The following is a 26705-nucleotide window of genomic DNA, read 5'->3' as shown; positions in this document are numbered from 1 at the left end:
TCCTATCAACTTAAGATCAATTTACCCATGCATTTATTGACCGTAATATTCCGCTTTTTATTTTAAAGAGAATCAGGCTTAATAAAGCCAAGTTGTTTACCATTCTATAATTGATAATTTCCGTAACGGTTAGAATAAGGTCACCCTAACTGCCCTTCATCATTAGTCATTCAAAACGCCTTTAACTGTATTATTTTTTTAAGACGTTTTTTAATGACCTTTTGCTCGCAATAAAGCCCGATAAAACCACCAACAGCAATTGAAGCCACAACCAACAACCAATATAAAGAGCTGTTAGATTCCTGAATACCCGAAATATAAAGGTATAAGTTGAACGGGATAATAAAAAATAAGCTACCTAGTACTTTAATGAATTCCCTAAAAAGATCTGTATCAGACTTTGCTTTGTCGATATGAGAGTTAATAGTTTCATTTGATATCTCATTTAGCTCTGGGTATGTTTTTTGTAACCAATTTAAATAATTCAATTATGCATCCTTGTATTTTTATATCTAGTACTGCCTTAAATAGGCAAAATATATTTGCTAAAGTAAGCGACATAGCAGTAAAAACCAGATTTTTTTTGTTCTGCTTTACGACTTGTTATACGTTTTTACTACTCACTATTAGATTACAAGCTATCACCACATCAGATCGGTAATACTCTACAATTTCAGCTAACTCTTTATCTGATTTAACTAAGAACTCAGCGGAACATCTTTCTCTAACATGAATTAAAGGTAAATGATCTGTATCAGATGCAATTATACCAAATAAATGAAACTCAGTATTCCAGCATTGACCATACTTTTTATTTCCAATTTGACAAAGATTCATAACTATATTTAAGTAATCATCATCGCTTTCAAGTAATTTGATAGCAAGTATAATTGCATCATCAAACATTTTATTTACACCGAGCTTTAGAAGCGTATAACGAGGCTGTAGAATAGCTCTAACAGCCAAATAATAGTAAGTTAAAATAGAGACGCAGAAAAATGTTATTTGTCCTAGTTTATTACTTGTTATAAACCATTAACTACCAAATTCTCGGCTAACAATTGCTGCGGGGACAATATCTTCTGGTAGATCACTAGATGCCTTTTGAGCAAAGTCACCAGCCATACCAAATACTTTGTCAACTGGATCGACTTTCACTCCGTTTTCGACAGCTAACTCCAGAAGTTTCTTGCCGATATCGTTACAAGAACTAACCCAGTTTTTTGGTAATTTCTCCACAGTGATTTTAGGCTGACAAACTAGTTTAAAAGTTTCTTTACCTTCTTGTGTTTGAATTGAAACATCAACGAACCCACTTTTATATGGGTTAGCGAATACACTAGAACTAACCAGAATTATTGCTCCGACAAATATTTTTTTCATGACACTTCCTTATGGTTTATAACGAGCCTGTAGATTAACTCGTTTTTTATTTGTTTTTATTGATAAACAAACCATAGCTGAGTTCCTATTTTGGTTCAATCTATTACTGTGCTTTTACGCAGCATATAAAGAAGTGTTTGGTATTGTTTTAATTGGCGTTTTGGAAGGTATTACTGAAAAATTTAGTGTGGGTACCTTTTTTACTCTTTCTAGAATGAGCAGGATTATCTGTACGTTATTTATTTTTGGCTAGAGCATCGCTACTTGGCCACGATAGTTGGCAGCAAGGAGCCAAAGGAAAGCCCTATAATACCATTATCAGACATTGGCCCTTAAGTGAATACGAATACTATTTAGGTGCTTGAAAACACACACGCCTTACTTTTCAATTTACTTAACTGCATTGAAAAATAAGGGATCACCGCATTAATATTTGGGAAGTGAACTTTAGAGACCAATTAAACTAGACAGCCACTCTAATTGAACAAACAAAACGTTGCCTAGATTCTAATTGGAAGTGCACCAATGAATAAAGAAAGTGGGCGATTTAAAGGTCATCGAAAATAAAAGGCAGGCGACCGCAAGTAAGAACCGTTTTGTATATGGCAATGTTGTCAGCAATGCAATCAAATCCTGTTTTCAAAGCAACATATCTGCGGTTATTAGCCGCAGGGGAAACCTAAAAAAGTTGCCATTATTGCATGCATTAGAAAGATGATTGTTATCTTAAATTCAATGCTAAGAGATGGTGTTTTATGGGAAGCGCCAAAAGTTATAAATTAACTATTGACGCCATAGTCTCTTGTTAGGCATTTTAAGTGCTTGCAAAGCTTGTATATAAACTTCCAACACCTACTATTAAGCCTAGTGCACCAATAATAAAGCCCCAGAAGGTTAATTTTTTTTGTTTGGATAGATCTTGTATGTTAGAAGAATAAAGAACACTGAGCGAAGCTGCCAATTGTGCTACTGAATTACCATTTTCTGCTTTCAACTCTTGCTGAATGTTACCAAGCTGCAAACCTATATTTTCAGGAAGCTCCGCATACGGTTCATTTTTTTGATGCTCAGTTATTAATTTTCTTAAAAGTTCAAGCGAGCCTGTGAGCTTCTCATTATCTCCTGCAATAGCATCTGAATGCAGCACTCTTAAACTAAAAAGTATGGCTTTTCTGTCTTGAGACCAACGTTCTGCAATATGAAGCATATCTTCGTAAGTTAAGTTAGAGTTTATAATTCCAGCTTTAACTTGCTCTCTAAAGCGTTTTCTCCAATTGTTTTTTGCAGCGTCTACTAAAATAGGAATTGAAACTAACCCTGTTGCAACAGCTACAGTTCCCAAAGTGGGTAACAATTCGCTGAAAATAATACTCATAACTCTCCTTAATGCCTAACGCCTCATTAAGAGGAAATTTATAGTTGGCTAAAATGTTGAACGCAGTGAAAACAGCCAACTGTAAATTTTCCTGCTTTAATGACTTGTTAGCTGCGCATTTCGTCTAGTTTTGAAACCAGTTCTTTTAATTGAGGAATTTCAATTTTTTTACCGCTATAGGAGCTTTTAGCTTTATTAAAATATGGTTTTGCCTTGGAATCACTACCAGCCTTTTCGTGTAGTAAGCCTATTCTTAGATAAGTAAATGACAAGTTATTTGGCCCAAGCTTGGAACTAGTGCTATCTGATTCTAGGATTCTTGCTAGAGCTTGAAGTGCGTAAAGTCCACTTTCAATAGAGCCTTGTATGTATTGAGTATGAGCTAATTCAATTTCTTTTTTAAGATAATCAGAAGAAATCTCATTCGCAATAGAAACTGATGAAACTACAGAGCCTAACGTAAATAGGCCTAATTTGATCATTTTGTTCATTTTAATATCCTTATAGATTGAAATATGCCGCAATTTTCTGTGCAGCTAACGCTTTGCTAAGCGGCAATAAAATAGTTGGCTAAAATTAGCGAGGAACGAGCAAAAGCCAACTGTTTTTTGTCCGTTTGAGCAACTTGTTAACTTTACCAACTTTTGAACGGGATTCTTGATGGCATAACATTTACCCCCTTAAATCCATTAGCTTCAAGTAACATAGAAACTGAGTTTGCACAATTATGTGAACTAGCGTTAGGTCCTATAATAATCTCACCAATAGCGCTCTTTGAATAATCTAGAATAGAAAGTGTTATATAAGGAATTAGATGGCTAATCCCCGCTCTAAAATTAATTTTAGAACTGGGGTTTTTAGAAATAATCCGCCATTCAGATTCCTCATGAAAACCATCATCTTTAAATAATGGAGCTAACGTATTAATTGAATTGCATAAATTACTCAAAGCAGCATCAGCTTGAATTTTCCCATCACCATGCATAACAAACTCCTTATAATTCAGCTCATGATGTACTCTATCTTTACTACCGAATGTATCATAATCTTTTCTGGATATTGTAGGCATTGGAAATTCTGCTTCACATTGGTTTATTAAATTTTTCATTTCTTGAAATTGTTCAGATTCACTATATATACATTTATTCAAATTTAAATTATTTTCAAAGCAAAATTGCTCTAAAACATCTCTCTTAAAACCAATACAAACACCTCTACCTGGCGGGCAATAACCTCGCCACTGACTTAACAAGTCGGACTTTTCACTAAAAGATGAAACATAAACATCATTATGTTTCATCTCATCTAAAGCTTTACGCATAGAAAAACCGAATGGAGACAAATAATCATCGTCCATATATATTTCATTAGATAATGAGATTGGAAAGTTGAGAGCATGAATATACTCAGTTGAATCATTCAAATATTTACAGTGACTAGCCCAAACACTATTACCATTAATAATCCCAATTAACCCATCAAGGCTAGTGTAGTGATAAAGCATCCGTAATCCTTGTAAAGTTAACAGCTTATTGAACACCACTTTGGGGGGTTATAACACCCCAAAACGGCGTTTATTACATTGTTCAATAATTCCACTAAATAACTTTAATGTAAACAAGTAATTAGGCATGTTATAAAAAGCCCTTTGTTATTTTGCACCAAAACGGCGTTTAATAATGTTATTGGACAAAATTAAGCTAGCTGTTTATATAAACAGCTGTTTCTGTAAGTTAGCTTTATTTATGTAGCTACCTTTTACGGCCATAATTAACAAACGTACGGATACTAAGCGCTACACAAAAGCTTATTGCGGCTTACTTATACTGGATTAGCATTTTTTACGCTTTAATAGCTGGCGTTTAGCCTTATTCGGTAAAAACATTATTAATAAATTAAGAGGAGTAATAGGAAAATTTTGGCTTTATGTATTTAGCACGTAATTAGCTAAAGCATTGGTTAGATAAGCGAGCCTTAACATATTAATGATACAGGCTCGCTGAGGTGTTTATGATAAAAACGGATGAATGAGGTATTTACTTTACATCAAAGTTCACGTGGTCAAAATATGGATTTTGTTCACGCGCTTTAAGTACACTAATTGTAGTAAGCACGATGTGTTGCAGTTCGTTATTTACGTTAACAACTATGCATTCGTCTTTATTAGCATTGCGTTTTGTGTCAGTTGCTACGCCACATACACCATCACCATTTTTTAATATAAGCTCAATGCTTAAACGGTGCATACAGGCAATTTCGATGTAGTCGTATTGGTTGCAACTGATCATAACGTCCTCTTTATATATTATTTAGTCGGTTTAAAAATCATTAAAAAAGCAATAACAACAAGGTTGGCTATATACCAAAGATCTTTAATTACAAATTGCCCTAAACGCTCCAATAAAGTGGAAGAACTAAATGCGCCGGTTGCGGTAATTAAAAATGTTTGGGTCATCATAAATACGCTTAAACATGCTAAGCCACTTACAATAATTAGCTTTTTATTATTTAAAAATAGCCCTAATCCCAATAACACAGCAAATAATACATCAAACCCGCCAATCACGTTAGACGCGCCTTGTACGCTAAATACCGTGTATAACCACGACATAAACGGTGAGGTTTCTACTAAACTTACAATGCCTTTTGCTTCAAACTCATAAAACTTCATGCCGCCAATCCACAATAAAACCATGGCAACCGGTATAAAGTTTAAAAGTACGTGTTGTTTGTCGGTAAGTTTGTCTTTATAAAATAAAAACAAATACAAAGGCACTACTGCAAAGTATTTAATTATGCCCTGCCCGCTACCAATGATTGGAAAGCCGCCAAGTTGAGCCATCCAGCGGTTACTGGCAAACAAGGTAAGTAATGCAACCAAACTTATAATTGCTGCAAGTAAAAGTGCTGGCGTAGGTTTCATTAGCTTAAGGTGAGCGAGCACGGTGGCAAACGCTAAAGCAACCATAAATGAGCCACTAATCAAACCTAATGCAGATACAGACATTAGCGAATCAACGCCATAAAAGCTAAATGTAGCCGTTAACGTATTAGAATTTGCACCTAACGCAAACGATAAGCCAAGCAGTAGAAAGCTCAATGAGAGTAAAAAAGAAAGTGCGTTGTTTGTGTGTTTTAAGTTCATTGTATTTCCAAGTATTCGTTAAGACTTACAAAGACCTTACAAGCCGATAAAACAATTCAAACTAACCCTTAAAAAATAAGAGTTGATTAAGTACAATGTAAGCTCTCATTTGGTAATTTAATTATTCATCTTTAGTTTATGGTTTATTACCTCTTTATTAATAAAATTAAATAAGTCTAATATTCATATGATGTGCGTCACCTTTTTTATTATTAAATGAAGTAAAATAACGTTGCCTTTTCAATATACAAAATGCATGCATTTTAAAACTTAGGGACATTTTTAATGAAGGGTACTGATATTCGGGTTACCTCTGGACTGATTTCTATAGCTATTGTTTTACTACTTTGGTTTGCTGTACCACCTCCGCAAGGTGTTACCGAAAACGCATGGCATTTGCTCGCTTTATTTATTGGTACTGTTGTTGCCATTATTGGTAAAGCAATGCCTATCGGCGCCATTGCTATTTTAGCTATTACTTCTGTTGCGTTAACGGGCGTAACTAATGATAGCCCATCTGGCGCTATTAAAGATGCATTAAGTGGCTTTTCTAACTCATTAATTTGGTTAATTGGTATTGCGATTATTATTTCTCGGGGTTTAGCTAAAACCGGTTTGGGAAATCGTATTGGCTATAATTTTATTTCTCTTTTTGGTAAAAAAACAATTGGTATTGGCTATGCACTCGCACTTTCTGAACTTGTTATAGCGCCTGTAACGCCAAGTAATACCGCACGAGGCGGCGCTATTATTCACCCAATTATGAAGTCGATAGCAACAAGCTTTGGCTCGTCTCCTGAGGAAGGTACATCTCGTAAAATTGGGCACTACCTTGCTTTAGTGAGCTACCATATAAACCCTATTACATCAGCTATGTTTATTACGGCGACTGCGCCAAACCCTCTAATTGTAAAGCTGATTGCTGATGCTACCGGTGCAAATATTAGTATTACATGGGGTACGTGGGCGCTCGCAGCGCTTGTTCCTGGTTTGCTATGTATTGCCCTTGTGCCTTTGGTTGTTTATGCCATTTACCCACCTGAAGTTAAAAGCACACCCGACGCTAAAAACTATGCAGAATCTAAATTAACTGAAATGGGCCCAATGAGTTATGGCGAAAAAATAATGGTGGGAGTTTTTGCTATGCTGCTTGTTTTATGGGCCGGTGTACCTGCAATGATTTTAGGGGCTGACTACGCGGTTAACACAACCGCAGTGGCTTTTTTGGGTTTGTCGGTTTTATTAGTGACTGGTGTATTAAGCTGGGACGATGTACTTAAAGAAAAGTCTGCGTGGGATACCGTTGTTTGGTTTTCAGCATTAGTAATGATGGCCACTTTTTTAAATAAACTAGGTTTGGTAACGTGGTTTTCAACACTTGTTGAGAGCAACATTGCGCAACTGGGTTTTGACTGGATTGTATCGGCCATTATATTGGTAGCTGTGTATTTTTATGCTCATTACTTTTTTGCCAGTACCACAGCACATATTACAGCTATGTTTGCCGCATTTTACGCCGCAGGTTTAGCGCTTGGCGCTCCGCCTTTATTTTTAGGTTTACTGTTAGCTGGCGCTTCATCACTCATGATGTCGTTAACGCATTACGCAACAGGCACATCTCCCATCGTGTTTGGCTCAGGCTATGTATCATTAAAAGATTGGTGGGTAATGGGCCTTATAATGAGCATTATTAATTTAAGTGTATGGGGAATTATTGGCGGGCTTTGGTGGAAAGCACTTGGGTATTGGTAGTATTGCCTTTATTAGTTTGGCTTGCACATTTAATACTGCGCACTTATTTTGGCTAGTTCTACAATTATAAATATTAAGGCTGTTGCAAGGGAGCACTATGGTTTTTAAATTTATAAAGGCAGCATATTCAGACCGAGACTACTTATTAAGCCTCAGAAAACTAACTATGATTGAACACTTGGAAAGGGCCAGGTTATTTTTAACTGAGCAACAGCATGTTTTAAGACTTGATGACCAATATGACTGCTCCCACCTTATAGTTATAAATGAGGTACCCATTGGTACTTTAAAGTACCAAACGCACGCTCAATACGTTGAAATAATGCAATTACAAATACATCCACTGCATCAAAATAAAGGGTATGGGAAAGCGGTTATTAAACAAGTTATTACAAGTGCGCAGTCAAAACCCATTAAACTCACAGTGCTTAAAAACAACCCAGCATTAGGACTTTATAAGCGGCTGGGTTTTACTATAACGGATGAGAATAATTACGAGTACCACATGCAAACGCGGGCTACTCGTAGCTAAAATTAGTCGCTTTGATCTCTGAAGTCTTTTTTTCTGAAAATAGTTAAATGCCAACCCCAATGCAAAGAGCCTAATCTTAAAAAAATAGTCGTGAAAAATGAGCCTAAAATACACCAAATGTAATCTACATTAAGGCTAAATAAAGCGGCATAAACTGCACCACCCGCTAAACACGCAGAGGCGTAAGGTTCGCTGCGCATAACAGTTGGCACCTCACGGCAAATTACATCACGTATTAAACCACCAAATATACCTGTAGTAATGCCCATTGTAATTGCGACCACCATGCCAGAGCCATTAATGAGTGCTTTTTCTATCCCCATAATATTAAATAGCGCCATACCAACAGCGTCTACTAACAAAAAGTAGTAGTTATTAACGCGCGGTAAGTATCGAATAAATGCAATTGTTGCTATAACGGCCCCGTAGGTCGAATATAAATACTCCGGGGTAGCAATCCAAAATACCGGTTTGTTTAAAAGTATATCTCTGAGGGTACCGCCCCCTAGTGCTGTAACGGTTGCAACCACTACGACGCCAAAGCCACTAATGTTTTTTTCATACCCAAGCAATGCCCCTGCAACAGCAAAAAATGCAACACCGAGTAACCCTAGTACCATAAAGTATTCAGCAGTCATGGTAATTCCTTTTTAAAGTTTATAAGGAGTTGTATCAACTTACGTGCCAAAAAACATCCCTTAAAAGTTGAATTAACTTTAAAAAATACATTTAAAAACAACGCTGTAATTTACACTGAATGCAGTTCGAGGTTAGGTTTTATGAAAGGTAATATTTGAGAAGGTAATTATTTTAAAAGTAGGTATTTTTTACACGTTGTTTATAAGCAGGCCCATAAATTAAGCTAGCACTATTTATCCACTCAAAATAAGCGAGATAGCCTACAAAAATTGACTCATAGATTAATAAGCTAATACCTATCCAGCTTGCAGAATTACATAAAAAATAACGCTGACATCTACCCTAATTTTATTGTTGACGTAGGTCGGATAAATGGCGAAGCCATGCCATCCGACAAGTAATTTATAAACAAAAATAAGAGTTTATTGTGTTGGTAATTAGAATTGATGACATCCTAATTTTTTATTGAAATGTATTACTCATTTATCTCCCACCATTACCTTTCTAACAATCCGTTATGATCAAAACCTGGTGGTAATGGCTTAAAATCATCTCCATCAGATTGATAATGAAACAACCTTAATTTCCCAATATCTAGGTCAGATGAAAGTATTGAACAATTATCCCCACCTTTAACGTATAACAGCACTTTCTTTTCAGTTTTACTTGGTTGCAAAATACAAGATCCACCATACTGTGAAGTATTTGATTGAACCGTGAAACAATGAAGATCTCTTACTGTCGACTCTAAAATATGTTGATAATAATTAGTGTCTTTATTAAAAACACAGGCTACTAATAAATCTAATTTAGACTTAAATAAAATTCTATGAGTAATATCAGATAATTCAAAACAGTTGTATGTTGATAAACTTAAACCTTTCCAACTAACTCTATGGTATGAATACTTTTCACGTTTAGGCTCAACAAGTCTTAAAGTTTTAAGTAAGGACTTCTCTGCAGGAGCATAATGATTTTTAAGTCTTGGTATAACTGTACAGGAGTTATATTTACCATTGGATTGAAAAGGTAACACCTCAATAACTAAGTTATAGGCTGTACTATCAATAGTCCAATGCTCTAGTCCAAATATCAGTCCTATTTGATTAACTCGAGCGAAGTGAACCACGTTAGGTAGCCAAGCGACAGGTATCGATACTTCAGGAAACACTAATAGCTCTATATCATCTTTGACTGCTGAGTTTAACATACCATTAAGGTTATTCAGCCTTTCCCTGCTGAGGTTATTTGGAACATCAGTTCTAATTGCAGCTGCAATATCACTTTCATTTACAACAAAGTTAGCTAAAGCAATTTTCAATGCTTTTATATTTTGATTTGCACCAATTTTTAAGTGCCTGGTTTGTATTTTTTCACTTGAGCTACCATCTTCTTTAATAGAAAAATCACTAATCGAATTGCCAGTTTCAGTGAAATACCTGTCATCCAGTCTATCAATCCAAGAGTCAACTTGAGAGCCATTATTTAAATGGTTAAATAACTCGAAGGTCTGCCATTCGTCAAAATGAATAAAACGAGGCGTAAACATAACCTTCTGAGAATTCAAACTGAGGTTTTTCGAACTCAAAATAGACTTCTGACAAGCCAGGTCTCCGTTATAATCCGTATAATTTGCTAAAGGCCAGGCAACTAAGTAATGTTTAAATAAATTAGCAAGGCGGAATTTTGCGGCGTTAAAGTACAAATAGCTATTATCAAGCTCTTTTTCTAAACTGTCTTTTTGTCTGTAAAAATATGAGCCATGCTCTAGGGATGGAATATATTCAATAGCATCATTACTTTCTGGTTCTCGAATATCCAATGCCGCAATAACAATACTGAATGCTAAATCGTTATAATCATTAATGTCTGTTCGTAAGCGATTAACAAAGGGGGTTTGAACTTGTTTATTACCAATGTCAGCGGCTTCAATGCGACTAATTTCAACTTGCAGGTCGCGATAAAATTTTACAGCTATGGAATATTCTTTAAGAACAATGGCAAATTGATAGACTTTTTCCCATACCCTAAAAAAACGTAAAATATTTTGTCCCTTAAACAACTTAGTAACTTCTAATAAGATGTCTACTTGATTGTTACCTGTTGAAGCTTGGGATAATGATATTTGTTTAGATAGAAATTGAGATAATGAACCTTCATTTTCAGTTGCTTTTAAAACATTTTTTAATTGACCTTCGTCCTCAGAATACAAAAATTCTTCTGCAAATTTACTGAGATTTATTTTGCTGTTTCCATCAGGTAAAAGCCTAAACTCACTACTTTGTTGATTAATAGCTTCAATAACAACATCTAACCCTGCAATGCTATGCTCCGCACTGAAGTAATGAAGCATCATTTTTTTGCGTTGGACAGGTAATGAATTGCCTTTGGAGATAACTTTAATATCTTCATTTACAATGATAATGTTGTGGAAATAATTTTTAAATATGCTTTTAACAGGGTTCTGCTGATCTAAGTGGGGCCGTTTAAATACGAAAATAATATCATCGACATAGCGTCCATAATACGCAGGTCTAACGATTGATGACACTTCCTCATCAAAACCAGCTAAGTACCAGTTTGCCAAAACTGTTGAAGATGTTAAGCCAATGGGTAAACCTAGATTATCTTTACACTCTTTGTGAGTATGCTTTAACCTTTTGGTAATTTGTTCGTGGTATGTCTTATATATTCTTTCTAGCAAACGAGTTAAAAGTAGCGCGGTTTCTAGTTTATCTTGACCACCATCACCCAATGCAGCCTTAATTTCATCTTCAATTAGACAGAATTTCATGTCTACATTGTAATAATATTGCTGAATATCTAAGGTTAGAATTGCTACATCATCACCTTCTGTCGATATTCTCTTCGCTGTATCTATTGCGCCACTGCGCCATGAATTATATTGAGTGATATAATTTTCAAAAATACTTTTAGAATCATTACTACTTGAAGGTTCTATAGGGCTTAATGGTGTACCCTTTAATCTATTGCCATAACAATCTTTTGTAAGCTTTTGATCTAGTATTGGACCTACATATAAAGTCCATAACACATCAATAAGCCATAACTCTGTTGGGCCATCAAAAAAGTAGTTTACTCTCTTAACGTTATACGATTCAGCATTTCGTTCATTAGTTATAAACCCCTTAGAATCAGAGCTGTTTGTTGCCTCTACGTCCTTTGCAAAAAGCTTAAAATCTATTTGACTAAGTAATGTTTCAAACAGGCTTTCTTCATCATTTCCTTCAATAAATAGCTCTTGAGCAATAGAAGAAAAGCTTTTCTCACTCTTAAGTAAATCAAACTCAAAATCAGCTACTTTCTGTTTTAAAAATAAATTAATATTTTCAAAATAAGCAAAGTTCTTTAGAAATGTATATGCCTGTTTTAAATCATGTTCATTCATTAGTTAATATCCTTATTAAACCTGTACTCTGCTTTTACCTGTTAAGGTAATCCCCCCATTTTTAATGGAGGCTATCTGTAGAATTTTCGTTGTGTAACTTTTCCAGTTTTTGTATGGGTGTTATGCCACCTATGTCCATGTTAGACCGTTCATTATTATAAGTCCATAACCAACCGGTTGCTTTATCTTGTAACTCACTAATATCACTGTAAATAAATGACTTAGCCAGTCATACCTAACCGTACGATTAAACCGCTCTACATAAGCATTTTGTTGCGGGTTACCTAGTTGAATAAATCGCACAAATAAACAAAACAGCCACTCTAGTTAAGCAGCAAGATTGTGCCATTAAATTTAATTTTTAGGTTAATAATTTACCTTTTATTGCGGAAAAAATTAATGTGACACCCGGAAAAAATTAATGTGACACCCATCCTAAATTTTTTACCGTGCTTTATTTTTTAAGGCTGCGCCGTTATTACCTATGCCTCGATAATTTAGCCGCCCCAAACTATTAGCTGACCAAGCGGTCAACAATGGCATAGTAACTGCAATAAACTTACTAATATTAAAAAGTATTTTTGTTACCCGTGCGCAAACAACAAGAAAAAACATACGCCAAGCCTTTATGTATCAGGGCTTTATAAAAATTAAGGGGGTCTGTGTGATTCAATTTTTATTAAATAACACGCCAATTGAAGTACAAGAATGTTCGCCAAGTCTCACCATTTTGGACTGGCTACGCACCAAAAAAGGGAAAGTGGGCACCAAAGAAGGATGTGCAACTGGCGACTGTGGCGCGTGCACAATTTTAGTGGGTGAAGAGCGTATAAATGCAAACGGGCAAACTAGTTGGCAATACAAAACAATGAACAGCTGCTTATTGCTATTAGGCAATGCGCATGCAAAACATATAGTAACGGTAGAGGCTGTGACTACTGGCTTATACCCAAACTTAACCGATTTACACCCTGTACAACGTGCACTGGTAGAGTGCCATGGTTCGCAATGTGGATTTTGCACGCCCGGTATAATAATGAGTTTGTTGGCTCTTTATATTAATGAGCCAACGTACCCTGGTAAAAAAGCGGTTATTCATGCACTTGGCGGTAACTTATGCCGTTGTACAGGTTATAGCCCTATATTACTTGCAGCCGAAAAAGCCTATAGCTATGAACGTAAAGCTGAACCGTACTCAGCAATGGCCGCTCAATTTAAAGTATCACTTAATACGCAATATGATGACGATATTCCATTTTTAAAAAATGGTCCTCGCAAATTTTACTTACCACAAACTGCCCAGCAACTTGTTGAGCTAAAAGCGCTTTATCCTTATGCACATTTAGTTGCTGGTGGCACCGACTTTGCCATTGAGCTTAGCCAAAACATGCTCTTACCAGATGTAATTATCTCCCTTAGCCAAGTAAAGGATCTTTGCACCTTGGCAGATAATAACGGTGAGTTACACATTGGTGCAGCACTACCTTATAGCCAATTTGTTGAGGCATTTTACAATTACTACCCTGAGTCAAAAGAGCTTTTTGAACGCTTAGGATCAAGCCAAGTAAGAAACAGCGGCACACTCGGTGGCAGCATAGGAAATGCCTCTCCTATTGGCGATCCAGCTCCACTTTTAATCGCGCTTAATGCATCAATGGATTTATTAAGCAGCACTGGTACGCGCACTATTAAAGTTGCCGACTACTTTATTGATTACAAAAAAACGGTTCTTAAAAGCGATGAAGTAATTAGTAAGTTCACCATCCCAAAGCGCCCAGAGTCACTAAAACTGGCGTGTCATAAAATATCAAAACGCTTTGAAGACGATATATCTACCGTGTGCTTAGTGCTTGCTATAGAGCATTCACAAAACATGATTACGCAAGCCCGCTGCGCTATGGGCGGTATGGCAGCTATTCCTAAGCGCGCGCAGCATATTGAGCAAAAGCTGATATCTCAATCATTACAAGTAAGTAGTTTTATAGACGCAGCAACGGCTATTAACGATGACTTTACGCCCATGAGCGATGTACGAAGCAGTGCGCATTACCGCACTACGGTAAGCAAAAACTTATTACAACGCATTGGTATTGAGTTTTGCGATGCACAGCCAAGTAGCAGTAAAAATAATAACAACATTGCCATTACGAGGATCTCACATGCGTCACTTTGAAATGGATAAACTAAAAGCGCAAGGTGGTAGCGTCGGCCAATCGAAATATCACGAAAGCGCTATTAAACAAGTTTGTGGCAGTGCAAATTTTGCCGACGATAACCCTGAGCCTTACGGCTGCCTACATGCCTACCCAGTGCTCGCCCCTGTTACAAGTGGCTTTATTAAATCAATAGATACAAGTCACGCACTGGCAGTTAAAGGCGTTCAACGTATTTTATCGGCCGAAGATGTACCGGGTAAATTAGATATTGGCCCGGTATTTCCTGGTGATGTACTGCTGACCAGCCATGAAATTCAATATCACGGACAACCGGTATTAGTAGTGGTTGCCGACACCTATGAAATAGCGCGTCGCGCTGCTCGCTTAGTGGTTATAGAGTGCGAGCAAACTACACCCATACTCGATATTAAAGAAGCCATTAGCAAAGAACATTGGGTAAGGCCGCCCCATTCTCTTAACCGTGGTAATAGTGAGCAAGCTATTAATAATGCAGCCCACCAGCTTAGAGGCGAAATAAACATAGGCGGCCAAGAACACTTTTACCTTGAGGGGCAAATAGCACTTGCGCAACCTGATAACGACGGGGGCATTCATGTTCAGTGCTCTACGCAACACCCAACAGAGGTTCAACACTTAGTTGCTAAAATTTTAAAAAAGCCATTTAGCTTTGTAAACGTAGAAACCCGCCGTATGGGCGGTGCTTTTGGTGGCAAAGAAACCCAAGGCGCACCATGGGCTTGCCTTGCTGCCCTTGCGGTTTACTACCTTGGCTGCGCAGTTAAAATGCGCTTAGCCCGCAGCGACGACTTTAAACTTACCGGTAAGCGCCACCCTTTTTATAATCAATACCATGTAGGGTTTGACGAAAATGGTTTAATAGAAGGTGCCGATATTACCGTAAACGGATTTTGTGGCTACTCGCCTGATTTATCGGATGCAATTGTAGACCGCGCCATGTTTCATGCCGACAACGCCTACTACTACCCAGCCGCGACAATTAAAGGCAATCGCTGTAAAGTGAATACCGTAAGCCATACCGCATTTAGAGGCTTTGGTGGCCCGCAAGGGATGATTATGGGCGAGCTAATAATGGACGATATAGCCGCTAAGTTAGGTAAAGATTCGCTTGAGATCAGAAAACTCAATTTATACAAAAAAGGCCGCGATACCACGCCGTACCATCAAACCGTAGAGCAACATATTTTAATAGATATGATAAGCCAGCTTGAGAAATCGGGTGACTACTGGGAACGCAAAGCCGCTATTAAAGCCTTTAACGCATCATCCCCTATTATAAAAAAAGGCCTTGCGATGACGCCGGTTAAATACGGCATTTCGTTTACGGTACAACACTTAAACCAAGCCGGTGCATTAGTGCATGTATATAGTGATGGATCAATTCACTTAAACCATGGCGGCACCGAAATGGGCCAAGGGCTCAACACCAAAATTGCACAAATTGTGGCCCATGGCTTTGGGGTTGATTTTGACGCGGTAAGTATTAGTGCTACGCGTACCGACAAAGTACCAAACACCTCACCAACAGCGGCCTCAAGCGGTACCGACTTAAACGGTATGGCGGCGCTAAATGCAGTAAACACAATAAAAGAGCGCTTAATTAATTTTATTACCGAGCACTTTGAAGTAGATAGCAACAGTATTGTATTTAAAGATAACTTAATTACCTTTAGTAAAGGCGAAATTAGCTTTAGCGAACTGGCAAACCTTGCTTACATGAACCGTATATCGCTTTCATCTACCGGTTATTACGCCACCCCTAAAATTCATTATGATAGAGCTAAAGGCGAAGGCCGGCCATTTTTTTACTACGCTCACGGCGTAGCACTCAGTGAAGTAGAAGTAGATACCCTAACCGGCGAAAATACGGTAACCCGCGTTGATATACTCCACGATGTAGGCAGCTCAATTAACCCAGCACTTGATATAGGGCAAATTGAAGGCGCCTTTGTGCAAGGCATGGGCTGGCTAACAACCGAAGACTTACAATGGAATGATAAAGGCCAGCTTGCAAGCTTTGGCCCAGCCAACTACAAAATACCAGCCATTGGCGATACCCCGGCCGAATTTAACGTAAATTTATATAACTCAGCCAACCCAGAAACTACCGTATTTAGATCAAAAGCAGTAGGCGAGCCGCCGTTTATGTTGGCCTTTAGTGTGTGGAGTGCTATTCGTAATGCCATAAGCAGTGTGGCTGATTACAAATACTCAGCCCCACTTGATACGCCAGCAACACCCGAGCGAGTACTTAATGCAATAGAGCAAACCGCTAGCTGGTTTAAGGAGCAGCAACATGGCTAATTTAAATGAGTCGTTTCAGGGTTTTCATACGCAAAATTGGGCACAGGCTATAAACGAGCACGAACAAAGCGGCACTAATTATGTTATTGCCACGGTACTTGGCACAAATGGCTCAACCCCGCGTAGCACAGGCTCTAAAATGGTAATAAGCGGCGAGCATATTTACGACACACTTGGCGGTGGCCACCTTGAATACGTAGTAATAGAAAAAGCCCGCGAACTACTTGCCAAAAGCGAAGCCGCCCAAGTAATTGAGCAATTTAACCTAGGTGCAAATTTAGGCCAGTGCTGCGGCGGAGCTGCCACCGTTATGCTTGAATGTATGCAATGCGAGCGCTTTACCCTCGACATTTATGGCGCAGGTCATGTAGCACAAGCACTTATTGGTATATTGGCACAGCTGCCTATGCGCATACGCTGGATAGATAGCCGCGCCGATGTATTCCCGCAATCAATCCCTAATAATGTAGTAAAAGTGGTTGATGAAGAGCCAACAGAACAAGTAAAACGTGCCCCTAAAGCTAACAATTACTTAATACTGACCCACAACCACCAGCTCGACTTTGCACTCACCCAAGCCATTATTAAACGCGCCGATGCCAATTGGCTCGGTGTAATTGGCTCTGACACTAAAGCAAAACGTTTTAAACAACGCCTAGCACATCGCGATTTTACAACCGACCAAATACAGCAAATGACCTGCCCTGTTGGGCTTGAAAATGTAACAGGCAAGCTCCCTATGGAAGTAGCAATATCAATTAGCGGGCAGTTAATTGGCCTTTATCAAGCTATGCAAACCCAAGTACCAAAACGCCAAGGCTTGCAATGGCGCACACTAAAAAATGCCTTAATTAGCACCACGCAAGAGGAAGTAAACGCATGAGTAGCTTAAAAATTAACAACCTAAATGAAGCTCAAGCTCACCAAGCGTTAGAGCACTGTTGCGCGGCACCAAGTTGGGTAAGCGGTATGCTAAACATTCGCCCGTTTAAAAACCAGCAACACCTATTTGAAAGCGCGCAAAGCGTTTGGAATTGCCTAGGTGAGAGCGATTATTTAGCCGCTTTTGAAGGCCACCCGCAAATAGGTGATTTATCAACATTAAGTAAAAAGTACGCCGCTACAGCACAAAAAGCGGGGCATGAGCAATCAGGTATGAGCAAAGCAAACGAAGCCGTACTTACCAAAATGATTGCCCTTAATAAAGAGTACCTGAACAAGTTTGGCTTTATTTTTATTGTGTGCGCCAGCGGTAAAACGGCCGTTCAAATGCTTGAACTCATAGAGCAGCGCATACACAACACCCGCAGTACAGAGCTTAGTATAGCCGCGGGCGAACAAGCCAAAATAACAAAAATAAGATTGGAGTCACTGCTATGAACAAAAGCCCTATTACTACCCATATACTCGATACCAGCACAGGTAAACCGGCAGCAAATGTCGCAGTAAAATTATTTATACAAACCAATAACGAGTGGAATTTAATTGCTCAAGGCAAAACAGATGCTGATGGGCGTATTACCGACTGGCTAAATACAGAGGTAGAATTTGCTACCTATAAACTGGTATTTGATTTAGATAGTTATTACCAAAACCAACCTACCCCTGCGTTTTACCCAGAGGCGCAAATAACGTTTAGATTGCAAGATACTAAACATCATCATATTCCGTTATTACTTAGCCCATTTGGCTACTCAACGTATAGAGGCAGCTAAAAATGAGCACACAAAACAATAATAAAATGACCGTAATTTGTGCCAACATACTCGATTTTGTAGACGACCCTGCCGTAGCAGGCGACAACGCCCATCGCTATTTTGAAAAAGGCGCGTTGGTTATTCAGCAAGGCAAAGTAGTTAAACTTGGTTACGAGCAAGACATACTGCCAAGCTTAGATAAATCAGCCACTATTATTCGCCACGATGGCAAATTGGTTATGCCCGGCATGATAGATACCCACATACATTTGCCGCAAACCGAAATGGTAGGCGCGTATGGCGAGCAGCTTTTAAGCTGGCTCACCGAATATGCCTTCCCAACCGAAAAAAAGTTTACCTGTGAGCATTATTCAAAAGAAATCTCTAATCGCTTTTTAGACGAGCTACTACGAAACGGCACCACCACCGCTTTAGTATTTGGCACTGTGCACCCGCAATCGGTGGATGCATTTTTTAACGAATCACAAAAACGTAATTTACGCATGATTGCCGGTAAGGTAATGATGGATAGAAACTGCCCTGATGATTTATCAGATTGTGCGCAAACCAGTTACGATCAATCAAAAGCACTCATCGAAAAATGGCACAATGTTGATAGGCTAAGCTATGCGGTAACGCCACGCTTTGCGCCTACATCAACCCCAGAGCAACTTAAAAAATGCACTCAGTTATTAGAAGAATACCCCGACACCTACCTGCATACGCACTTATCTGAAAACAAAGACGAGTGCGAATGGGTAAAAGGGTTATTTCCAGATGCCGAAGATTACCTAGGCGTGTACGAGCAAGCAAAAATGGTACGTAAACGCTCGGTATTTGCCCATAGCATTCATTTATCTGAGCGTGAGCTTTGCTGCCTTGCCGATAACAATGCGGCAATATCGCACTGCCCTACCTCTAACTTATTTTTAGGCTCTGGCTTATTAAATTTAAAAGCCTGTGAAGAACACGGAATTAACGTAGGCATGGGCACCGATGTGGGCGCAGGAACAAGCTTCTCTATGCTGCAAACAGGTAACGAAGCGTACAAAATCCAGCAGTTACAAGGCCAAAAGTTTTCTGCATTTAAAGGGATGTATCTCGCCACTTTAGGCGGTGCACGAGCACTTGATTTAGAAGGCACCATAGGTAACTTTGAAATAGGTTGTGAAGCCGATTTTATTGTAATGGATTATGCGGCTACCCCGTTTTTAAAGTTCAGAATTGGTCATGCAAAAACACTGCATGAGCAACTTTTTGCCATGATGATGCTAGGCGATGACCGCTGCATAGAACAAACCTACATTATGGGTAAAACCGTGTATAAGCGCGATGAAAAAGAGCAGTTCTCAGCAACCCACACACCGCAATTAGAAGAGGCTTAACATAATGGAAAACTATTTATTTGAGCTTGCTCATTTAGTACTGCGATATTTTCATGTAATTGCGGGCATAGCATGGATTGGCGCTTCGTTTTATTTTGCGTGGCTTGATAACAACTTACAAACGCCGCCACAGTGGAAACAAGATAAAGGCATAAAAGGCGATTTATGGGCCGTGCACGGCGGTGGCTTTTATGAAGTAGCTAAGTATCAAAACGGCCCTGAAGAAATGCCGCACACCCTGCACTGGTTTAAATGGGAAGCGTACACAACCTGGATCACCGGTGTTTTATTATTTAGCTTACTTTACTATGTTGGCGCCGATGTATACCTAATTGATAACAGTAAAAGTGAGCTAAGTAAATTTGCCGCAATTGGCGCATCCCTTGGTTTTATAGGCTTTGGTTATGGGGTTTATCGTTTATTGTGCAAAAGCCCACTGGTTGAAAATGGTAAAGCGTTTATTGCTGTAGTTATTGGAATATTAGCTCTTTGGACTTACGGGGTTGACCAATTATTTAGCGACCGCGCTGTGTATATTCATGTAGGTGCACTTATTGGCACGTGTATGGTGGGCAATGTGTATCACATTATTATGCCAGGGCAGCGCTACATGGTAAGCGAGGTAGAAGCTGGCCGTATTCCTGAATCGCTCCCGGGCTTAAAGGCAAAAATGTGCTCTATTCATAATAACTACGCCACGCTACCAGTGGTATTTATTATGCTTAGCAATCACTTTCCTTATACCTACAGCCACAGCTTTGGCTGGCTTATATTAATTGCGTTATTTGGTATTGGCATGTGGATACGCCACTTTTTTAATTTAAAACATCAAGGTGTTAATAAGCCTTCGGTACTTGTAAGTGGTATTGCCGCCTTTTTTACCCTTATGCTGGCCATATCTCCTTGGCCTACAAGCTCACCAAACACCGATAAAAATGCCTCTTTACAGGCGAGTATTAGCGACTCAGAAGCGTGGAATATAATTAATATACATTGCACGCAGTGCCACAGTGAAACACCTACTTCTGAGCTTTTTCAAACAGCGCCACTTGGTTTTAAGCTCGACTCTATCAATGATGTAAAAAAAGCCAGCGCGCTTATTCATACCCGCGCCGTAATAACTAAAGACATGCCACTGGCTAATATGACCAAAATGACAGACGCAGAGCGCGAAGCGTTAGGACTTTGGTTAACCTTGTTAAATAAGGATAAATAATATGGCTGATCATATTAAAACTGATTACCCGCGAGACTTAATTGGTTATGGCCCACATGCGCCGCATGCAAATTGGCCCAATAAAGCACGTATTGCCGTACAAGTTGTGCTTAATTACGAAGAAGGCGGCGAAAACTGTGTATTACATGGTGATACAGCCGCAGAAACGTTTTTATCTGAAATAGTCAGTGCCCCGCACGTAGAAGACCGCCATATAAGCATGGAGTCTATTTACGAATATGGCTCGCGAGCGGGTGTATGGCGTTTACTTAAACTATTTAAAAAATACGATATACCGGTCACCATTTTTGCAGTGGCGATGGCCCTTGAGCGCCACCCTGATGTAGCTAAAGCCTTTGTTGAAGCGGGCCACGAAATTGCAAGCCATGGCCTGCGCTGGATTAATTATCAAAATATAGATAAGCAAACCGAGCGCGAGCATATGCAACAAGCAATTGATGTCATTAAAAAGCTCACAGGTAAAAAGCCCAAAGGCTGGTACACCGGGCGCACAAGCCCTAATACTGCAGCTCTTGTGGTAGAAAATGGCACATTTTTATATGACGCTGACGATTACAGCGACGATTTACCGTTTTACAGTATTAAAGAAAACAAGCCACAACTCATTGTGCCCTACACGCTTGATGTAAACGACATGCGCTTTGCAGCTGTGCAAGGTTTTAATGCCGGCGATCAGTTTTATAATTATTTAAAAGATGCATTCGATACGCTATACGAGGAAGGAGACCCAGAAGGTGAAAACACACCAAAAATGATGTCGATAGGTTTGCATTGCCGTTTAATTGGCCGCCCTGGGCGAATTAAAGCCCTCGCACGATTTTTAGAGTATGCCCGCTCGCATGATCAGGTTTGGTTTGCCACGCGCGAACAAATAGCCGAGCACTGGCTTAAAACCCACCCGTATAAAAAAGCATAGTTTATATTTTTTAAAACATAAAAAAGCCCAGCAAAGCTGGGCTTAAATTACTTTAGGAGTAGTGAAATTTATTCAAAAGAAACGGTGATGATATTCGAACACACATTTTCTGTTACACATAATTGGTAATCGTACGATGGTAATGTAGCTCCACGCACGTAATCACGGTAGCGACCGTTATCTGCAGTAGTATCAACTAACTCACCATTACGGTAAACGCTTAATGACTCTGCACCCACTTCTTCCCAGCTAAGTTCTACACGCATCGTACCTAGGCGTGTTTTGTTAGCGCGTTTTAAGTTCAGTTCAAGGGTCACGTCACTTACAACAACGGTTTGGGTAAATGTATCTGTATTACCTTCACTGTCAGTAACAGTTAGTTCTACATCGTAACTACCCGATTGCGCATATGCATGCACAGGGCTTGAATCTGTTGATGTAGCGCCATCGCCAAAGCTCCAGCTCCATTGTGTAATGTCGTTATTGGCATCATTGCTTGTATCTACAAACGAGGCTGTTAAACCTTGCGTATCAACAGTAAAGCCTGCACGTGGCGGTTGTGCACTTACTTCGCCTATAGCGCTAAGCGTAAGTGACCAGCCATTAATTGTGCCTGTATCAGCGGCTGCAGTATCTTCTACATGAAGAGTCCAGTCACCATTTGCTACTTCGCCATTGAATGCACTAGACGTGAAGCTCTTAACAATATCATCGTTACTACCACCAACATTGCTTTGCAATGTTACCTCTGTACCTTGTGCAGATATTAGTTTTACAACTAAATCACCAGAGTAAGTATGAGTAATATCAACATCGGCGGTTGTGCCAAATACGGTTAAATCATCAGAAACATTAATTACTGAGCTAATCCCCTGTGGAGAATTATCTGGAATTGCTACGCTACCAGTACTGCTGTAGGTAAAGTCATTTAACCCTAATGGTTGTATCATTAATTCAACCGATTGCTGTTTAACAATATCACCCGCAGTGGCAGTTACGGTAAACTCGTAATCTCCCCACTGAGTATCAGTATCGGTTTCAACATTTAGTATCACGTCATCACCAGGGCGCGCTGTAAGCGATGATAAATAAGCACCACCTAATGTTGTTGATAATTCAAGCGTTACTTCCTCATCCCACTCGGCAATTGAGCCAATTGTAAATGTATAGCTTGTAGCCTCTCCAGCTATAATTTGTTGGGTAAGCGGGCTAGCTGATATTTTAAAACCAGGAGTTGGATCCGCATCAATAAGTGCTTGGTTAACATTAAGTCGCGTACCGGCTACCGTTTTCCCCTGCAGTGCAGCATTAGCATCGCCCGAGCTCATTAATAAATCTTTAAGTTCTTGAGTAGATAACTCTGGATTAATAGATAAAACTAGCGCAGCTGCGCCAGCAACATGCGGCGTTGCCATTGACGTACCAGAATACGATGCATAACTTTCACCCGGTGTAGTAGATAAAATAGCTGTACCTGGTGCGCCCATATCAACACTGGTTAAGCCCCAATGAGAGAACCACGAAATATCATCAGTTTGGTTAGTACTTGCAACCGATAGAACACTCGCATTTTCGTAGTTTGATGGATAATGTGGGTTTACATCGTTATCAATAGTGTCGTTACCTGCTGCAGCTACAAACAGTAGCTCCGCAGCTTCACTTGATTCGATTGCATCAGCCAGCGCTTGGCTATAGCCACCGCCACCCCAACTATTATTTAATACGCGGATGTTAACACCAGAGTTTTTTAGGCCAACCATGTAATCAATACACTTGATTGCATCTGATGTTGATCCATTACCTGCTGCATCTAAAAACTTACAACCAACAAGTGATACTTCATGATTTACACCCACTACACCCACAGAGTTATTACCACTCGCACCTATAGTTCCAGACACATGCGTTCCGTGACCTTCATCATCCATAGGGTCGCCAGTATTGGTAATCGCATTGATACCATGAATATCATCGATAAAGCCATTACCGTCATTATCAATACCATCGCCTGCGATTTCAGAGGTATTTACCCACATATTGCTCGCTAAATCGCTATGGCTATAATCAATACCTGTATCGATTACACCAACAACTACATCACGACTACCAGTAGAAATAGTCCACGCTTCTACAGCATCAATATCAGCGTCTGCCGTACCACCGGTCTGACCTTCATTATTTAGGCCCCAAAGCTCATCAAAACGAGGGTCGTTAGGTGCGCTTGCAATACTTACTCGGTAATCTGGCTCAACATATTCAATAGCTTGATGAGACTTTAAACGCTCAATAGCTTCTTTAGTGCTCATGCCAGACACTTTAAATTTAGCAAGGCGACCTGAGAATAATGATGTGAAGTTATCATCAACTTCATCATTATTTAAATCTGTAATTTTTGCTTTAACCAAGCTTCGTGCTTGTTTACGCATTTGAGGTGTTGCATTTTTTTTATATTTAACAATAACAGAGTCACTGCTTGCAGCTGCTTGTGGAAGAGCTCCTGCATCAGGTAATTTAGCCGAAGCCAAACAAGGTAGTAAAGCAAGCGTAATAATAGATAATTTTGTTTTCATTGTTCTATCCATAGTTGGGTTAGCTTAGAAGCACTAAGCGGGTTTGTTCACTATTTCAAGTACAAGGGATCACGTGGCAAGTTATAAGCAAACTAGTAAATACGATATTTGACAAGTTAAAAAGTTAAAAAGAATTAAAAATCATAAATTTTGACCAGTTTGGCTATAAAAAAAACACTAAACACAGTCATTTTAATGAACTGCCCCATTACAACCTTACCCATTATAGGGTCAAACTTTTTTACTGCTTTTGCTTGCTATTACATTAAAACCCACCAGTTACACACATAAACCGATGATAATAAAAGGTTAATTATTTGGTAAAAAATGATGATTTAAGAAAATGAAATAGGGGAATACAGTTAATGGGTGATTATGAATTTGAGCTTAAACTTTGTTAGTTCAATATTTATGACAAATTAAAACTTAATTATTTATAGTCACATATTACGCTTCACCTACTTCTAAAGTTACGCAAGCGGATCACAAAAAACATATCGGCACGGCATGCTGAAACAACAAATACCTTATTAAAACCTATAACATTTAGGGTATTTGATTTTAATATTTCAAGGAGAAAATAATGAAGTTGAATAAATCACTTTTAAGTTGTGCTGTTGCAATAGCAATGGGTACCAGCTTTGCCTCATATGCAGATACCGACAACAAATCAGCATCAAACTCAGAACTTAGTACAAAAATATCTATACTTAGCACCGCTAATTCAATGACATTGGCGCAATCGCAAAATAATAACACCGCGATTTTAATGCAAGAGGGAGATAGTAATACTATTGAGGTTTCGACTACTGGAAACGAGAACACAACAGAAGTTACTCAATTACAATCAGGTAATTATGTTGGCGTAACAACAATTGGTAACAACAACGAGCAAGTATATGCCCAAGATGGCGTTGCCAACGGTGTAATTACCGAAGTTACTGGTAATAATAATTACCTAAATGTTTTGCAAAGTGGCCAAGGCTTTTTTGTAAACAACGAAGCTGTCAACATGATTGTTGGTGACGACAATATCGTTGATGTAGAGCAAGGCACTGGTGGTCATTGGTTTTACAACTTAGATATGAAAGGTAATGGCAACGAAATCAGTTCATTACAAACAGGTGAGTGGCATGAAGCTGAATTAACCTCTGTAATGGGCGATCAGAATAGCCTGAGTCTTGAGCAAAACGGTTACTGGAATACCTTCAAAGTGAGTTCTTTACAAGGCAACGATAACGAGCTTGATATTGAACAAGACGGCGATCGTAATACTGTTACCTTCACTGATATTTTAGGCGATGCAAATGAGCTTTCAATTGAACAAGAAGGCAATACTAACGCAGTAACATTTGTAGCTGTATTAGGCGATGAAAACGAAATTGATTTAGACCAAGAAGGTTCTTTAAATACTATCGAATCAAACTTATTCGAAGGTCAAAACAACGAAGTTACAGTAACTCAGGTTGATTTAAGCAACTCAACAACCGTTGATATTATTGGTGACGATAATGAATTAACGGCTACACAAGTTGGCTTATTAAATGATGCTTACATGGGCGTTTTAGGTACCGATAACGAATTTATGATTAACCAAGTAGGTGAATCAAATTCAGCACACGTTGTTAACTTTAATGGGTCTGAAAATGACGTTAACGTTATTCAGTCTGGCCAAGAAAACACTGCTGTTGTTGAGTCTTCATATCCTGATATATCTCTAACATCAAACGACAACGATATCGATATTATGCAAAATGGTTCTCAAAACGAAGCCATGGTTACACTTGCAGGTATTTTAGATAGCAACATGAACCAGATTGACCTAGCTCAAACAGGTGAAATGAACGTAGTTGATATGATGGTTGAAGGTAATGGCCACAGCATTGATATTTCACAAACTGGCGAAGGTAACTGGGTAGTTGGAATGGAGCAACCTGCATTTTTAGTAGGTGGCGAAAACGTTTCGTTTAGCGTAACTCAAATGGGTAACGATAACATTGTTGAAGGCGCCGTAATTGGTTTCAACAGCACTGTTTCAGTGACCCAAATTGGTGACGGTAACGTGACTTCTATTACTCAAATGTAATTATTGAGGTTGGGGAGAGCAACTCTCCCCATTTAGTTATGCATAATAATAAAAACCATTACCAAGTATTATTACTTACG

22 protein-coding genes and 2 pseudogenes are annotated in these 26705 nt (G+C 38.9%); 12 read left to right on the top strand and 12 right to left on the bottom strand.

The annotated features are described in order from the left end of the window. Positions 1 to 170: 170 nt before the first annotated feature. The 3 genes from I6F50_RS12745 to I6F50_RS12735 form a co-directional block, all read right to left on the bottom strand. On the bottom strand, positions 171 to 488 hold the full coding sequence (locus I6F50_RS12745; RefSeq protein ID WP_197176430.1) for a hypothetical protein: 318 nt from the start codon (positions 486 to 488) through the stop codon (positions 171 to 173). A gap of 115 nt (positions 489 to 603) precedes the next feature. Beyond that, positions 604 to 906 (bottom strand): hypothetical protein, encoded by a 303-nt coding sequence (locus I6F50_RS12740; RefSeq protein ID WP_165742275.1) that lies wholly within the window; start codon positions 904 to 906, stop codon positions 604 to 606. A gap of 129 nt (positions 907 to 1035) precedes the next feature. Further along, entirely contained in the window at positions 1036 to 1383 is a 348-nt protein-coding gene (locus tag I6F50_RS12735; protein ID WP_197176429.1) for a hypothetical protein, read from the bottom strand. 483 nt (positions 1384 to 1866) lie between these two features. On the opposite strand from I6F50_RS12735, the pseudogene I6F50_RS12730 reads away from it, so the two are divergent. Next, positions 1867 to 2166: pseudogene (locus I6F50_RS12730) on the top strand (transposase); the annotation flags it as partial. 31 nt (positions 2167 to 2197) lie between these two features. Here I6F50_RS12730 and I6F50_RS12725 read toward each other — a convergent pair. The 5 genes from I6F50_RS12725 to I6F50_RS12705 form a co-directional block, all read right to left on the bottom strand. Beyond that, positions 2198 to 2758, bottom strand: a complete 561-nt coding sequence (locus tag I6F50_RS12725; protein ID WP_165741291.1) for a hypothetical protein — start codon at positions 2756 to 2758, stop codon at positions 2198 to 2200. Positions 2759 to 2865: 107 nt separating this feature from the next. Next, positions 2866 to 3249 (bottom strand): hypothetical protein, encoded by a 384-nt coding sequence (locus I6F50_RS12720; RefSeq protein WP_165729621.1) that lies wholly within the window; start codon positions 3247 to 3249, stop codon positions 2866 to 2868. Positions 3250 to 3392: 143 nt separating this feature from the next. Then, a complete protein-coding gene (locus I6F50_RS12715) occupies positions 3393 to 4262 on the bottom strand; it encodes a DUF2971 domain-containing protein (RefSeq protein WP_197176428.1) in 870 nt (289 codons plus the stop codon). A gap of 532 nt (positions 4263 to 4794) precedes the next feature. After that, positions 4795 to 5046: a Rho-binding antiterminator gene (locus tag I6F50_RS12710; RefSeq protein ID WP_165741292.1), complete on the bottom strand. Its 252-nt coding sequence runs from the start codon at positions 5044 to 5046 to the stop codon at positions 4795 to 4797. Positions 5047 to 5063: 17 nt separating this feature from the next. Further along, on the bottom strand, positions 5064 to 5903 hold the full coding sequence (locus I6F50_RS12705) for a DUF417 family protein (RefSeq protein ID WP_165741293.1): 840 nt from the start codon (positions 5901 to 5903) through the stop codon (positions 5064 to 5066). 285 nt (positions 5904 to 6188) lie between these two features. On the opposite strand from I6F50_RS12705, the gene I6F50_RS12700 reads away from it, so the two are divergent. Both I6F50_RS12700 and I6F50_RS12695 read left to right on the top strand, forming a co-directional pair. After that, positions 6189 to 7655, top strand: coding sequence for a DASS family sodium-coupled anion symporter (locus I6F50_RS12700; RefSeq protein ID WP_165741294.1), 1467 nt, complete (start codon positions 6189 to 6191; stop codon positions 7653 to 7655). 97 nt (positions 7656 to 7752) lie between these two features. Then, on the top strand, positions 7753 to 8187 hold the full coding sequence (locus I6F50_RS12695) for an N-acetyltransferase (protein ID WP_165741295.1): 435 nt from the start codon (positions 7753 to 7755) through the stop codon (positions 8185 to 8187). A 2-nt stretch (positions 8188 to 8189) separates the two neighbouring features. Here the strand turns inward: I6F50_RS12695 and I6F50_RS12690 are convergent, their stop codons facing one another. The 3 genes and pseudogenes from I6F50_RS12690 to I6F50_RS12680 form a co-directional block, all read right to left on the bottom strand. Beyond that, entirely contained in the window at positions 8190 to 8825 is a 636-nt protein-coding gene (locus tag I6F50_RS12690) for a trimeric intracellular cation channel family protein (protein WP_004334621.1), read from the bottom strand. A gap of 497 nt (positions 8826 to 9322) precedes the next feature. Continuing rightward, the gene (locus tag I6F50_RS12685; protein ID WP_197176427.1) at positions 9323 to 12235 is read right to left on the bottom strand and encodes an RNA-directed DNA polymerase; all 2913 of its coding nucleotides are present in this window, start codon (positions 12233 to 12235) and stop codon (positions 9323 to 9325) included. Positions 12236 to 12296: 61 nt separating this feature from the next. Continuing rightward, a pseudogene (locus I6F50_RS12680) lies at positions 12297 to 12538 on the bottom strand (integrase core domain-containing protein); the annotation flags it as partial. Positions 12539 to 12899: 361 nt separating this feature from the next. Between I6F50_RS12680 and xdhA the strand changes: the two are divergent. Genes xdhA through puuE form a run of 8 tightly spaced genes read left to right on the top strand, consistent with a single transcriptional unit; the run spans position 12900 to position 21969 of the window. After that, complete coding sequence (gene xdhA, locus I6F50_RS12675; RefSeq protein ID WP_165741022.1) at positions 12900 to 14408, top strand: xanthine dehydrogenase small subunit; 1509 nt, start codon at positions 12900 to 12902, stop codon at positions 14406 to 14408. Then, positions 14395 to 16734 (top strand): xanthine dehydrogenase molybdopterin binding subunit, encoded by a 2340-nt coding sequence (gene xdhB / locus I6F50_RS12670; RefSeq protein WP_165741023.1) that lies wholly within the window; start codon positions 14395 to 14397, stop codon positions 16732 to 16734. The genes xdhA and xdhB overlap by 14 nt, the downstream gene beginning before the upstream one ends. Further along, a complete protein-coding gene (gene xdhC / locus I6F50_RS12665; protein ID WP_165741024.1) occupies positions 16727 to 17617 on the top strand; it encodes a xanthine dehydrogenase accessory protein XdhC in 891 nt (296 codons plus the stop codon). The genes xdhB and xdhC overlap by 8 nt, the downstream gene beginning before the upstream one ends. Next, positions 17614 to 18114 (top strand): 2-oxo-4-hydroxy-4-carboxy-5-ureidoimidazoline decarboxylase, encoded by a 501-nt coding sequence (gene uraD, locus I6F50_RS12660; RefSeq protein WP_197176423.1) that lies wholly within the window; start codon positions 17614 to 17616, stop codon positions 18112 to 18114. The genes xdhC and uraD overlap by 4 nt, the downstream gene beginning before the upstream one ends. Continuing rightward, complete coding sequence (gene uraH, locus I6F50_RS12655; RefSeq protein ID WP_197176420.1) at positions 18111 to 18449, top strand: hydroxyisourate hydrolase; 339 nt, start codon at positions 18111 to 18113, stop codon at positions 18447 to 18449. Before uraD ends, uraH begins: the two co-directional genes overlap by 4 nt. A 2-nt stretch (positions 18450 to 18451) precedes the next feature. Then, complete coding sequence (gene guaD, locus I6F50_RS12650) at positions 18452 to 19816, top strand: guanine deaminase (protein WP_197176409.1); 1365 nt, start codon at positions 18452 to 18454, stop codon at positions 19814 to 19816. A 4-nt stretch (positions 19817 to 19820) separates the two neighbouring features. Next, positions 19821 to 21032: a urate hydroxylase PuuD gene (locus tag I6F50_RS12645; RefSeq protein ID WP_165741028.1), complete on the top strand. Its 1212-nt coding sequence runs from the start codon at positions 19821 to 19823 to the stop codon at positions 21030 to 21032. Position 21033: 1 nt separating this feature from the next. Further along, positions 21034 to 21969, top strand: a complete 936-nt coding sequence (gene puuE, locus I6F50_RS12640; protein ID WP_165741029.1) for an allantoinase PuuE — start codon at positions 21034 to 21036, stop codon at positions 21967 to 21969. A 68-nt stretch (positions 21970 to 22037) separates the two neighbouring features. On the opposite strand, the gene I6F50_RS12635 is transcribed toward puuE, so the two are convergent. Then, on the bottom strand, positions 22038 to 24539 hold the full coding sequence (locus I6F50_RS12635) for a S8 family serine peptidase (RefSeq protein ID WP_165741232.1): 2502 nt from the start codon (positions 24537 to 24539) through the stop codon (positions 22038 to 22040). Between the two features lie 583 nt (positions 24540 to 25122). On the opposite strand from I6F50_RS12635, the gene I6F50_RS12630 reads away from it, so the two are divergent. Then, positions 25123 to 26625, top strand: coding sequence for a curlin (locus tag I6F50_RS12630; protein ID WP_007584406.1), 1503 nt, complete (start codon positions 25123 to 25125; stop codon positions 26623 to 26625). The last annotated feature ends 80 nt before the right edge of the window (positions 26626 to 26705 follow it).

The sequence above is a fragment of the Pseudoalteromonas sp. NZS127_1 genome, from assembly GCF_015864295.1.
GTDB classification, from domain to species: domain Bacteria; phylum Pseudomonadota; class Gammaproteobacteria; order Enterobacterales; family Alteromonadaceae; genus Pseudoalteromonas; species Pseudoalteromonas arctica.
The sequence above is the reverse complement of the archived record's forward strand: the minus strand, read 5'-3'. Positions and strand labels throughout refer to the sequence as shown.